The 12427-nt window shown below is 66.8% G+C and carries 11 protein-coding genes; 2 read left to right on the forward strand and 9 right to left on the reverse strand.

The features are described 5' to 3' along the window. The first annotated feature begins 26 nt into the window (after window positions 1–26). A complete protein-coding gene (locus AC3A3Q_RS12070) occupies window positions 27–497 on the forward strand; it encodes a cupin domain-containing protein (RefSeq protein WP_487586481.1) in 471 nt (156 codons plus the stop codon). 274 nt (window positions 498–771) lie between these two features. Here AC3A3Q_RS12070 and AC3A3Q_RS12075 read toward each other — a convergent pair whose 3' ends face one another. After that, window positions 772–2133: a S8 family peptidase gene (locus AC3A3Q_RS12075; protein ID WP_487586482.1), complete on the reverse strand. Its 1362-nt coding sequence runs from the start codon at window positions 2131–2133 to the stop codon at window positions 772–774. A 348-nt stretch (window positions 2134–2481) separates the two neighbouring features. Here AC3A3Q_RS12075 and AC3A3Q_RS12080 point away from each other — a divergent pair, with 348 nt between their 5' ends. Then, a complete protein-coding gene (locus AC3A3Q_RS12080; protein WP_487586483.1) occupies window positions 2482–3507 on the forward strand; it encodes a TraB/GumN family protein in 1026 nt (341 codons plus the stop codon). Between the two features lie 54 nt (window positions 3508–3561). Here AC3A3Q_RS12080 and dxs read toward each other — a convergent pair whose 3' ends face one another. The 8 genes from dxs to AC3A3Q_RS12120 form a co-directional block, all read right to left on the reverse strand. After that, window positions 3562–5466 (reverse strand): 1-deoxy-D-xylulose-5-phosphate synthase, encoded by a 1905-nt coding sequence (gene dxs / locus AC3A3Q_RS12085; RefSeq protein WP_487586484.1) that lies wholly within the window; start codon window positions 5464–5466, stop codon window positions 3562–3564. 91 nt (window positions 5467–5557) lie between these two features. Beyond that, window positions 5558–6646, reverse strand: coding sequence for a hypothetical protein (locus tag AC3A3Q_RS12090; RefSeq protein ID WP_487586485.1), 1089 nt, complete (start codon window positions 6644–6646; stop codon window positions 5558–5560). Between the two features lie 233 nt (window positions 6647–6879). Continuing rightward, window positions 6880–7542, reverse strand: coding sequence for an HNH endonuclease (locus AC3A3Q_RS12095; RefSeq protein ID WP_487586486.1), 663 nt, complete (start codon window positions 7540–7542; stop codon window positions 6880–6882). Between the two features lie 106 nt (window positions 7543–7648). After that, on the reverse strand, window positions 7649–9433 hold the full coding sequence (locus tag AC3A3Q_RS12100) for an acyl-CoA dehydrogenase C-terminal domain-containing protein (protein ID WP_487586487.1): 1785 nt from the start codon (window positions 9431–9433) through the stop codon (window positions 7649–7651). A 67-nt stretch (window positions 9434–9500) separates the two neighbouring features. Beyond that, complete coding sequence (locus AC3A3Q_RS12105) at window positions 9501–10001, reverse strand: LEA type 2 family protein (RefSeq protein ID WP_487586488.1); 501 nt, start codon at window positions 9999–10001, stop codon at window positions 9501–9503. A gap of 64 nt (window positions 10002–10065) precedes the next feature. Further along, on the reverse strand, window positions 10066–10242 hold the full coding sequence (locus AC3A3Q_RS12110) for a hypothetical protein (RefSeq protein ID WP_487586489.1): 177 nt from the start codon (window positions 10240–10242) through the stop codon (window positions 10066–10068). Between the two features lie 246 nt (window positions 10243–10488). After that, window positions 10489–11784, reverse strand: a complete 1296-nt coding sequence (locus tag AC3A3Q_RS12115) for a BamA/TamA family outer membrane protein (RefSeq protein WP_487586490.1) — start codon at window positions 11782–11784, stop codon at window positions 10489–10491. 36 nt (window positions 11785–11820) lie between these two features. Next, window positions 11821–12339, reverse strand: coding sequence for a hypothetical protein (locus AC3A3Q_RS12120; protein WP_487586491.1), 519 nt, complete (start codon window positions 12337–12339; stop codon window positions 11821–11823). Window positions 12340–12427 lie beyond the last annotated feature (88 nt).

Here is a 12427-nt window from a genome sequence, read left to right on the forward strand (position 1 = left end):
GCCATAACAAATACTCACGGCGGCACATGCATCCCCGCGCAGAACACCTGATCAGCGAACTGCAACTCGCTCCGCATCCGGAAGGTGGCTACTTCCGCCGCGTGTATGCATCGGATACGAGCGTGGAAGCGGCCGGAACATCGCGGCCGGCACTGACCGCCATCCGCTTCCTGCTTGCCCGCGGGCAGGTCAGCCAATGGCACCGGATCGATGCGGACGAGTGCTGGCATTGGCAGGAGGGCGATGCGCTGGAGCTGCTGGAGTTCGACCCGGCCACCGCTGCGCTTACGACCACGCTCCTCGATCGCAGCGGGCAGGGCGCGCAGATGCATGTCGTCCCGGGCGGGCGCTGGCAGGCGGCGCGTCCGCTGGGTGAGTACGCGCTCGTGGCATGCACGGTATCGCCAGGATTCGTCTGGGAAGGGTTCGAAATGCTGGATGGGAGCAGTGAAGTGGCCGCCGTGCTTTCGCGCATGGGCAGCTACTACTTGGGATAGAGCAAGGTGAAGGTGAATCGGAGCCCCAGTCGGCGCCATTGTCCGGCGCTTGCGCGTAGTAGCGGATTCCGCCCTGATAGCTCACCAGCTGGCTGCCGATCTTGCTGACCTTGCTGTAGCCCAGGTTGATGGACACGGTCCACTGGCTTCCCTTCCAGTCATACGTCGACTCCAGGTTGGCTGCAAGTGTGCGGCCCTGGCCCAGTCCCTTCGCCAGGAGCGGCTGCAGGAATGCGACAAGGCCGCCCGCCATGGCCGGCGGCCTTGCGTCACGTCAGGGCGTCAGCGACAGCGCATTCGCCGCGGTGATCAACCCTTCGCCAGTGGCGTCAGCGCCCCAGCAGGTCTGCGCCGGTGGGCCAGAAGGCTGCGTCAACAGCGCGCAACCGGCGGGCATCGGAAGTGCGGCTGTTTCCAGGATGTCCTCGACGTCGGCCTGTAGCAGGGTCGGGTTCTTCTGCAGCATCAGCGCCGCTATGCCCGCGACATGCGGCGAGGCCATCGACGTGCCACTGAGATAGAAGTACGACGTCTTGCCGCTCTGCGTCTGGTACGGACCGACGACCCACGAGCCCGGGGCGACCACGTCCAGGTCCTGGCCGGCCAGTTCGCGGCTGGAGAAGTCCGCGATGTGGAAATCGGAAACCGACGTCGGGTCGGGCACGTTGTCGGCATTCCACCAGTTGCCGGGATTGCCGTCAGCGCCAGGCTTCCATTGCCCGTTCCAGCCCGATGCGGCCACCGAGATCACCGGTGCATAGGCGCCGGGAAATCCCATGCCGGACTCGCCCTCATTGCCGCCCGAAGCGACGATGATCACGCCCTCGTCGATCGCGAAGTCGATGGCGGCCTTCTCGAGTGCATCCAGCTCCGAGCCGCCCAGGCTCATGTTGATTACCACGGGTGCGTTGCCCAATGCGCCGCTGGCCTTGAGGTCGGCCACGTACACGATGCCGGCGGCGACCACCGACGACCACCCCGATCCGTTCTGGTTCAACACCTTTACCGGGATCACGGTCGCCAGCGGCGCCGTGCCGTTGATGGGCACCCCGTTGAGGCTGTAACCCAGGATGGTGCTGGTCACGTGCGTGCCGTGGGAGTTCTGGTCGTGTTCCCATTTGTTGGGAGGTTCGGAGATGCCGCCTTGTTCACCGCCACCGCCGTTGAAGGCCTTGGCGAACTGGGCGGCAATGCGTTCTTGCGGGAAGTACTGGCGCCACGTGTCGAGCAGGCCCGTGTCGAGCACGGCGACATAAACACCGTTGCCGTCCTGCGCAATGGTGCGGCCTTGTCCGAGGTTGGTGACGTCGACTGCGTCCTGGTCCCAGGTGCTCAAGCCGGTGACGAAACTGGTGGCACTGACCGTATCCACCGGTGCGCCCTTGCGTTCGGCATCCGGGTTTGCGGACAACACGAAATCAAGCGCGCGAATCGCCGCCAGTTGGCTTTCGGTAGTCTTGAGGGTGACCGCATCGATCTCGGTCAGCACCTTGCGCACGCTGCCGTGGGCGCCAAGCTGCGCGAGGATCGCCGGTGAAGGGGCGGTATTGAGCAGCACGTTGACGCCAATCTGGCGCGAGCCGGGGGCTGCCTGGGCCGTGATTGGAAGCAGGCATGCCAGGGTGAGAACGCTCATGACACTCTTGACCACGGTGACCTCCTCAAATGACATTGGACGATCGCGGAACTGCCTTCCCGGTAGCAGCACCGTCCAGACGGCCTCGCGGCCGGCCGCTTCCCTATGTAATCCGGCTTCCCTGATCGATGTGACGGTACCCCCGAGGCGTGGAAGATGCGCGCCCGTTCGTTCACTCTGCGTGAGCGGGACGATACGGCCGATGGCGGTCCTGCCCCTGGTTCCGCCTTCGCGGGAATGAACGGGTGGAGGTTTGATTGGCCTCCGGGTTGCGGGCACGCTGGGGCTGAACTCGCCCGGCCAGCCGTGGTCCATTTCCCGGAATCGAGTCCCCCACAAGGAGTGGAAATGCGAACTGGCCTTGCCCCCGCAATGCTCGGATTGTCGATCGCCTTCGCCGCAGTGCCGGCAGCGGCACAGGCGCCGCTACCCCCGATCCGCGACATGGACACGCTCGTCGTCAGCGGAGTGCAGCCCGGCCCCGGCATGTGGAAGATCACACGCGACGATCACACGCTCTACGTGCTCGGAACGCTGTCGCCCCTGCCCAAGCGCATGGAGTGGGAGTCGCGCGATGTCGAGAACGTGATCGCCCAGGCGCAGGAAGTGATCCAGGCGCCGAGCGTGAGCATCGATGGAAAGCTCGGCATCTTCCAGCGCCTGTTGCTCGCGCCCAAGGCGCTGAGCGCGCGCAAGAATCCCGACGGCCAGACCCTGCAACAGGTGGTGCCGGCCGACATGTACGCGCGCTGGCTGGTGCTCAAGCGCAAGTACATGGGGCGCGACGAGGGTGTGGAGCAATGGCGGCCGATGATGGCGGCGCTGGAACTTTACGATGAAGCGATGGACGACAACGACCTCAAGCAGTACGGCATGATTTCGCCGGTGGTCGAGAAGATGGCACGTCGCCACAAGGTGCCGTTGACGACCACGCGGGTCACCATCGTCATCGAGGATCCGAAGGTTGCATTGCAGGAGTTCCGCGAGTCGAAACTCGACGACGTCGATTGCTTCGGCAAGACGATGCAGCGGCTCGAGTCGGATCTGCAGATGATGCGCGAGCGCGCCAACGCCTGGGCGGTCGGTGACATCGCGACCCTGAAGGCTTTGCCTTACACCGACCAGAACGAAGCCTGCATCAAGGCGGTGTCGCAGGCGGCCGTGCTGCGCAAGCGCACCGGCGACATCGAATCGCAGGTGCGTGAGCGCTGGCTGGACGCCGCCGAGCTGGCGCTGAAAAACAACCGCGTGAGCCTGGCGGTGTTGCCGATGCGCGAGTTGCTCAAGCCCGATGGTTACGCCGCGCAGTTGCGCGCGCGCGGCTATTCCGTCGAGGAGCCCGGGGAGCCCGCTGCCGCCACAGCAGCACCGTAGGCCGTTACGCCAGCGCTTGCTCGACAGCCCCGGTGCGAACCGGGGCAGTGGGGTTCAGAGCGAAGCGCTCTGCGGCTGCGGCTTGAGCAGCAACGGCCAGCGCTTGAGCACGGCAGCGCGGATGCCGGCAACGTCCAGCCCGGCTTCGGCCAGCAGCTGTTCGCGACTGGCGTGGTGCTGGTATTCGTCCGGCAGGCCCAGGTGCAGGATCGGCATTGCGATGCCTTCGGCGGCCAGCAGTTCGGCGACGCCGGAACCGGCACCGCCGGCGACGACGTTGTCCTCGAGCGTCACGAAGCCTTCGTGGCTGCGTGCAAGCTCAAGAATCAGCGCGCGATCGAGCGGTTTGACGAAGCGCATGTTGACCACGGTCAGGCCGAGTTCCTCTGCCGCCTTCTCCGCCGCCGGCACGATCGCGCCGAAGGCGAGCAGGGCGATGCGCGAGCCTTGGCGACGCAGCTCGGCCTTGCCGATCGGCAGCGTGTCCAGGTTGGCCTGCACGGCCACGCCGGGGCCGGTGCCGCGCGGATAGCGGACCGCGGCCGGACCGTGGAAGTGGTAACCGGTGCTGAGCATCTGCCGGCACTCGTTCTCGTCCGACGGCGCCATCACCACCATGTTCGGCACGCAGCGCAGGTAGCTCAGGTCGAGGTTGCCGGCATGCGTTGCGCCGTCCGGTCCCACCACGCCGCCGCGATCGAGCGCGAACAGCACGTCCAGGTTCTGGATCGCGACGTCATGCACCAGCTGGTCGTAACCGCGTTGCAGGAACGTCGAATAGATCGCCACCACCGGCTTGGCGCCTTCGCAGGCCATGCCGGCCGCGAGCGTGACCGCGTGCTGCTCGGCGATGGCGACGTCGAAGTAACGCTGCGGGTATTCCTTGCTGAAGCGCACCAGGCCGGAGCCTTCGCGCATCGCCGGAGTGATGCCGAGCAGCTTGGGTTCGGCGGCGGCCATGTCGCAAAGCCACTCGCCGAAGACATCGGTATAGGTCGGCTTCTTTGCGCCGGGCTTGCTGACAAGGCCGGTCGACGGATCGAACGGGCCGACCGCGTGGTAACCGATCTGGTCGCCTTCGGCCAGTTCGTAGCCCTTGCCCTTGGTGGTGATGATGTGGAGCAGCTGCGGACCCTTGAGGGTCTTGAGCACCTTCAGCGCCGACATCAGCGCGGGCAGGTCGTGGCCGTCGATCGGGCCGGTGTAGTGGAAGCCCATTTCCTCGAACAGCGTGGACGGCACGAACATGCCCTTCCAGTGTTCTTCCCAGCGCTTGACGAACTTCGCCGCCGGCTTGTTCTTGTCGCCGAGCAGGCGCTTGCCGCCCTCGCGGATGGCGTTGAGCGTGCGGCTGCCGGTGAGGCGGCCAAGCATCTGGGTCAGACCGCCGACGTTCTCGGAGATCGACATCTGGTTGTCGTTGAGGATCACCAGCAGGTTCGGCTCCGGGTCCATGCCGCCGCCGTGGTTGAGCGCCTCGAAGGCCATGCCGGCCGTCATCGCGCCGTCGCCGATCACCGCCACGACCTTGCGCTCGTCGCCCATCTGCTGCAGCGCGATCGCCATGCCCAGCGCGGCCGAGATGCTGGTCGAGCTGTGGCCGACGCCGAAGGTGTCGTACTCGCTCTCCTCGCGCTTCGGGAACGGCGCCACGCCGTCCTTCTGCTTGACGGTGTGGATGATGTCGCGGCGACCGGTGAGGATCTTGTGCGGGTAGGTCTGGTGGCCGACGTCCCACACCAGGCGATCCACCGGCGTCTCGAAGAGCCAGTGCAAGGCGACGGTGAGTTCGATCACGCCCAGGCCGGCGCCGAAGTGTCCGCCGACCAGGGCGACCTGTTCGATCAGGTACGCGCGAAGCTCCTCGGCGATGGCCGGCAGCTCCTCTTCCGGGAACTGGCGCAGATCGGCGGGGACTTCGATCCGGGAAAGACGGGGATAGCGCTGCGGGTCAATCATCACGACGTTATCAGACGGCAAGTTCGCCATTGTCCCGCCCCAGTCGGGGGCGGGCAAGGCGCAGCATTCAGTTTTCGTCGTGACGGGGCCGTCAGCGGCCGCGCAGGCGGCCGAACAGGCCGCTGCCGGACTTGCCGGCTTCCAGCGGCTCCGGCTCGCGCTCGACTTCGGCGAAACCGGTGGCCAGGTTGGCATTGATGAAGTCGGCGACTTCGGCCACCGACACGCCGCTGGCATCGGCGATCTCCGGGATCAGGGCCGGGCCCTTCATCATGACCGTGGCGATGCGGAAGTGCTTGGGGTAGTCGCGCTCGGTCTGCGGCCACTTGACCATCTGGTAGCGGCGCTGCGGATCATGCTCGGGCGCCAGGGCGCCCTTGCCGGCGAGCAGGTTGCCGAACCACACCAGTCGTACCAGCGGCATCGCCGCGCCCAGGCGCGCGCTTTCGGTGTCCCAGGTGGCGGCATCGACGGAAATGAAGTCCGCCGTGGAGAGCTTGCCCTCGAACAGGGCCGACAGCGGTTTCAGCGCCGACGGGCCGTGGTAGACGCGCTGCTCCATGTCGATCAGCACGACCTCGTCGCCGCGAACGCGCATGCGACCCTTCAGGCGGTCGTTGTCGAGCCAGTCGAGCAGGGTGTCCGCGCCCGACCTGGCCGGCTGTGCGGCGGCTGCGGGAGCAGGCGCGGCGACAGGCGCTGCGGCGACGGCAGCCGGAGCGGCCTGAGGCGCCACTGCGGCGACGCTGGGGGCAGGAGCGGGTACCGGGGTCGGCGCAGCCACCGGTGCCGGCGCAGGCGCAGCCACGGGCGCCGGAGCGGCCACTGCGGCAGGCGGCGCGGCTGCGGCCGGGGCTTCGTCGAACGAAACGCCGGCCTGCATGCCGATCTCGCGCAGCAGGGCACCGACGCTGTTGGCGTCGAACGGATTGGCCAGGCGGAAGTCGGTCTGGCTGCGCTGGGAAGCGGTCAGGGCGATCACGCTCTTGCCGGCGGCATGCAGCCGCAGCCAGCTCATCGGACCGTACATGCTGTCCATGTCGACGATGACATAGTCGGCCTGGGTGTCCGGCAACATCTGCCAGCGTTCGCCGAGGCGACCGTTGGCGGCCTGGAAGGCCGCCTGCAGGGCGGACTCCGTGGCCGGATCCATGCCTGTCAGACCTAGGGTCAGGCGCATCGTCGCTTCCGTTTGAATTGCAATGGTTCGCGAGTGTTGCGGACGCCCACAAGCTCGTCAACGCGCGCTCCGCGTCGAAAGTGAGCGTTTTGTGTCAGGTGTGCATTTAGATTGTCGGAATGGGCGCGGCAAAGCGCGATACCCATCACGATCCAGGTCGGGGGGAAAGGGTCTTGGCCCCCGGCTGGAGGCCTGGAAGGGCGCAAGCCCCACGCTACAGGGATGCAGGCCGCTCAGGCCTGCAGTCGCGCGTTCTTCGGCAGCTGATTGCGCAGGAACGCCATCTGGTCGGCGAGGATGTTGCGGTTCGACAGGATCAGGTGCTCGACCCAGCTCGGCCGGTACGGCACGGCCAGCAGCGGCATGCTCGCCTGCTGCGGGGTGCGGTTGCCTTTGCGCGAGTTGCAGTGGAAGCAGGCAGCCACGACATTTTCCCAGATGTCGCGCCCGCCTTTCGATACCGGCATGACATGGTCGCGGGTCAGATGTGGCCGGCTGAAGTCGTGGCCGCAGTACATGCACAGGTAGCCATCGCGCGCGAACAGCGCGGCATTGGTCAGTGCCGGGGTCGGGTCGAGTGCATGGGCGCGGGCATGGCTGCGGGCGGCGACGATCGGATGCAGTTCGATGACGCTCTGCTCGCCGCTGATCCGGTTGATGCCGCCGTGCACCTGCAGGCAAGGATCACCGAGCGTCCAGGCAACCGCGCCGCGTACATAAAGGCAGGTCGCATCCTGCCAGCTCATCCAGTCAAGGACCCGGCCGTGCGCATCGAGTGAGAGCAGTCGCACCGAGTTGAGCCGGTCGAGTGCCGGTCGCGGAGCGAAGGAGGGAGTGTCCGGACCCAGACTGGTTCCGGTTCTGACCAAACGAAGCGGTGCTCTATCGGTCTCCATTGGGAAACCAGCTTATACGCCTTTGTTTACATTTTGTGTACCCGCAGCGAATGACTGCGGCCGTAGCGGGCCGCGGTCGAGCTTCGCCGAGCAGGTACGACCGACGTCAGGCGATGGCCACGTCGAGTTCCGGCAGGGCGGCCGAGCCGCTTTCGATCGCGGCCGCATGGGCCAGCGTGCGCGGCAGGATGCGGGCGAAATAGAAGCGGGCGGTGGCGCGCTTGTCGTCCTTGAATGCCTGCGACTGCGCCGATGCCTCGGCGGCGGCGACACTACGCGCCCACCAGTAGGCCAGCACGACATAGCCCGAGTACATCAGGTAGTCGTAGGAAGCCGCACCGATCTCGTCCGGATTGGCAGCCGCGCGCTTGCCGACCTGCATCGTGATCTGCTGCCACTGGGCCGCCTTCTCGCGCAGCGGCGCAATGAAATCGGCCAGCGCCGGATCATTGCCATGCGCATCGCAGAACGCCGCGACCTCGCCTAGGAACACCTTCAGTCCCGCGCCCTGCATCTGCATGATCTTTCGACCCAGCAGGTCGAGCGCCTGGATGCCGGTGGTGCCCTCATACAGCGTGGTGATGCGGGCATCGCGTGCGAGCTGCTCCATGCCATGTTCGGCGATGTAACCGTGGCCACCGAAGCATTGCAGTGCGTGGTAGGTGCACTCCACGCCCCACTCGGTCAGGCATGCCTTGACGATCGGCGTGATGAAGCCGACGAGGTCATCGGCCTTCTTGCGTTCGGCGTGATCGGGTGCGTGGTGGGCGATGTCGACCTGCAGCGCGGCGTCGTAACCCATCATGCGGCCGCCTTCGACCAGCGCCTTGCAGGTCAGCAGCATGCGTCGCACGTCCGGGTGGACGATGATCGGATCGGCCGGCTTGGCCGGGAATATCGGCCCGGCGGGGGCGCGCATTTGCAGGCGCTCGCGCGAATAGCGCAGCGCGTTCTGCAGGGCGCGGTCCGACAGACCCAGGCCTTGCAGGCCGACCGCGAGGCGGGCGGTATTCATCATGGTGAACATCGCTGCCAGGCCCTTGTGCGGATGGCCGATCAGGTAGCCTTGCGCGCCATCGAAATTGAGCACGCAGGTGGCCGAGGCATGGATGCCCATCTTGTGTTCAAGGCTCCCGCAGCGCACCGCGTTGGCAGCGCCGACATTGCCGTCGCGATCGACCCGGCGCTTGGGCACGACGAACAGCGAGATGCCCTTGCTGCCCGCCGGTGCATCCGGCAGGCGCGCCAGCACCAGGTGGACGATGTTGTCGGTGAAGTCGTGCTCGCCGGCGGTGATGAAGATCTTGGTGCCGGTGATGGAATAGCTGCCGTCCGCCTGCGGCTCGGCGCGCGTGCGCAACAGGCCCAGGTCGGTGCCGCAATGCGGTTCGGTCAGGCACATGGTGCCGGTCCAGCGACCTTCGACCAGCGGCTTGAGGAACGCTTCCTGCTGCCATGCCTCGCCATGGTGCAGCAGCGCCTCGGTGGCGCCGTGCGACAGCAGGGGGAAGTTGCCCCAGGCCAGGTTGGCCGCGTCGATCATTTCCTTGAGCGGCACGCCGGCGGCATGCGGCATTCCCTGGCCGCCGAACTCCGCCGGCGAGGTCAGGCCCGACCAACCGCCTTCGACAAACTGCGTGTAGGCCTGCTTGAAGCCAGGCGGCGTGGTGACCTTGCCGGTGGCCTGGTCGAGCTTGCAGCCTTCGCGATCGCCGATGCCATTGAGCGGCGCGAGCACGGTCTCGGTGAAGCGTGCTGCTTCGTCGAGAACCGCATCGAGCACATCGCGCGTGGCATCGGTGAAACCCATGCGCTGGAACTGCGCTTCTGCGCCGAGCACGTCGAACAGGACGAAGCGCATGTCGGCAAGGGGGGCGTTGTAGCTGCTCATTGGAATCTCGTCATTGAAAGCGTGGGTGATCCCGGCTACCGAGGTCCGGCATCAACGTGGGAAAAGATCAGCGCAGCACGCCCGGCAGGCCCGGCGCCGGACTCAGTGCGCTGCTGCGCTCGACTTCGAAGCTGCGCAACTTGCCCTGGTCCGGGGTCGCGTCGATATGGCCGCTGAGTTCGTAGGCGAGGCTGCGGCCCGCGGCGAGGGCATCGGCGGCGGCGAGCTTGGCCGCGGCCTGCGGGGCCAGGGTCACGGTGATCACGTCGGCCGATTCGGGGCCGATCGAAAGTCCGGGTTGCGCGCGCAGGCTGCCGGCCGCCGTGTCGGCGACCTTGAGCGCGAGGTCGACGGTGTCGAAGCGCATCGGGATGCTGCTGAAGTTCTCGATGCGAAGTTCGGCCGACCAGCTGCCGTCGGCGCGCACTGTCAGTTGCTGGATGCGTGCGGAAGGCTCGGAGACGCGGCGGACCGGGCCGCTGGAACAGCCGGCCAGCGTGAGCGCCGTCAGCAGGGACAGCAGCAGCGCCAGACCGCTCCAGCGTTTCCAGATCGCCTCGTGCCTCATGCCGCAGCTCCGCCGTGTTGGGACGGCGAGCATACTACGGCGCATGGCGACGCCAGCAGGGGTGTCAGGCGGCGGCTGGCGCCACGGCCTGCGCGATAAGGGCTAGGGCGGCAACGGCGCCCCAGACCGCCAGATAGCGAAGCACCGCGCGACGTGCGCGGGCCGCGCGCGACAGGCGCGTGGCGCTGGAGGGAATACGGATCCTGGCGAGCGCACGCTCGCTGGCATTGGTCGTAGCCATAGGGGGGACACGTTTCCGTGGTGCTGCGATGGCGAGATTGTGTACCAGCAAAGCTGAAGGAACCCCGGCCCAGCTATTCACCTGCTCAAGGTGACGGTCATCTTCCCTTGCTGAGCGGCATCCGTGCTGTCGCATAAACCGGGCTGCCGGGGCATGGACAGAATCGCGCCTGAACCTAAGGCAATGCCATCGGCATAGGGCGCGAGCAGGGGTAGGGATTTTCTGACTCAGGCGATCGCGGGCGGCTCAATTGCCACCGGCGAAGAAATTCGCCCCCTCGCCGCCGCGCAGGGGGTAGGCCCAGCCCAGCTCGATCTCGACGCCGACGAACCAGCTCAGGCGGATGCGCACCCCCACGCCGATGTCGGCATACGGCGAACCGTCGCGCAGACCTTCCCGGTCGTCGCCGCTGCCGCCTACCTCGACGAATGCGAGCAGGCGCAGCCAGTCCCACTTGACCGGGCGAAGGTACTCGAGCGAGCCGTAATAGTAATAGTTGCCCTCGAGGAAGTCGGAGTCGTAGCCGCGCATCTGCCCCGAGCCACCGAGGGAGAACTCGTTGCGGCTGCCCGTGCCGCCGGTGAGCACGCCGGCGCTGCCAAGCACATGCACGGTCTGGTGCGGCACCTCGCCGATCGCGCGTGACTGGAAGTAGCTGGCGGTGCTGCGCGTGTAGTCGTAGTCGGACGCCACGCCTTCGGCGGCCACTTCCACGCGCGCATTGAAGCGGCGCCCGGTCTCGCTGTAGACGTGGAAACGCATGTCGTCGTAATCGGCCGTCCCGACCAGCGCGAGCGCCTGGCCATCCGGCGGCGGTGCGAATTCTCCTTCGGTGTCCTGGCGCTGCCAGAACAGTGCGCCGCCGAGGATCCAGCCACTGCGCGGGCGGTTGCCGCGGAAATCGCGCGCTATACCCACTTCGAAGTGGTCGAAGGTTTCATCGAAGCTGTCGTCACTGACTTCGTTGCTGACCGGGTCGATGATCGGCGTCACCCGCTCGCGGCGTTCAAGGCGCACGCGCAACTCGTAAGGGCTGTCGAATATGTACGGCGCGCGGTAACCCAGGCGCGCGCTGGTTTCCTCCAGGCGGTCGCGTTCGTTCGGGAACTTGCCCTTCTCGACCGTCAGGTTGAGGCGGTGGTTGAGCCCCCACACGTTGCTCCAGCGCAGCTGCGCGCCATAGCTGTAGTCGTTGTCGGAGCTGGCATCGATGCGCGGCAGCACCAGCAGGTGGTACTTCTCGCGCACCGCCAGCTCCAGCACCACGCCACCGGCCACGGCATGCGTGGTTGCCTTGACCTCGCGGAACAGGCCCAGGTCGAGTACGGCCTGGCGGCCATCCTCGATCGCTGCCGGGTCAGCGACGTCACCGGGTGCAAGGTCCAGTTCGCGCAGGATGACCTTGTCGCGCGTCTTCTCGTTGCCGACGAGGCGGATTTCAACGATGCGTGGCTCGACGATGCTTGGCGAGGGCTCCTGCGCGGCCACCGAACCCGCCGTCGCACACGCGATCAACATCCAGGCGGCAAGGGAGGCTCGCATGGCGCACTTCAGTGGAGGTCCGCGCCAGACAGGGGGTCATCGCCGTCGCGCGGCGGCCGTGCGCAGCTTCGCCAGTTCGCTGAGCGCACGCAGCAACCCCATCTCGCTGGACAGGGCCAGGTCGTAGATCAACTCGCCGTCGACGCGGGCATCGCGCCGCCAGATGCGGGCGTGGCCGCCAAGGGCCAGATCGGAGGCCATCACAAGCGTCCGGTATCGCGCGCTGCGCAACGCCGACTCGTGCGCGCGCCAGTGCTCTTCGACGAAGTCGCCGCGTCCCTGCAGGATCGCCCGCGCCGGGCTGCCCGGCATCTCCTCGCCGTGGGCCAGCGCCGGCGATACCGCCAGCAGCAGGTGGGCGGTGTCCTGGGCGAGGCTGGCGCGTTCCTCGGCGGTGTAGCTCTGGTCACGGCGCAGCAGCCCGTCAGCGCGTTGCTGGCAGGCGGAGAACAGTTGCGACAAGGGCCGATCGAGGTAGGGATTGGAACCGGCGAACGGTGAAGGCCGGGGCCGGACAGCGATCGGGCCATGCAGGCCTGGGGTGGGATGGGTCATGGCGGCAGCCTCTACTTCCGCCGTCTCAGGGAACAAGACTCCAACTGGACGAACGTACGCCTTCGATTGATAGGGCCACGTCAACAGA

This window comes from Lysobacter sp. Soil_C_59 (assembly GCF_057656415.1).